Raw genomic sequence first — 368 nt, 5'->3', positions numbered from 1 at the left:
GCATACGCATTTTTACTTCGGGGCTCTTCATTTTGACGTTGGTGTCTTGTGCAAATACTAATCGTTTGTATGATCAATCAGTCTATCATTCGGAAAATGATAAAGAATATCAGTTTTCTGTTTTTAACAGAACTAATAACGAGTCGATGATTGATACAATGCTTTCATCAGCATGCATGACTAATGACCTAGATACTATTGACCTTATTATTACCGAGCGTCCAAATATTAAATCGGAAGTCTTTAAAAAAGGTCCTGCTTCAAAAATTAGTACTTGTTTAGTGTATGCTTTGAATTCACGTAAGGTAACTTTGCCAACTGTAAAATATCTAGTGGAAAAGGGAAGCGGAGTTAATTCTTACGTTGAG

At 34.8% G+C, this 368-nt stretch carries 1 protein-coding gene; it reads left to right on the top strand.

Going from position 1 to position 368, the window contains the following annotated elements; genetic code table 11:
• Positions 1-32: 32 nt before the first annotated feature.
• Positions 33-368 (top strand): hypothetical protein (locus A3766_RS32210; protein ID WP_231882957.1); only part of this gene is annotated, 336 nt, incomplete at its 3' end.

Source organism: Oleiphilus sp. HI0132, from assembly GCF_001635845.1.
This window is presented reverse-complemented; position numbering and strand designations above follow the sequence as displayed.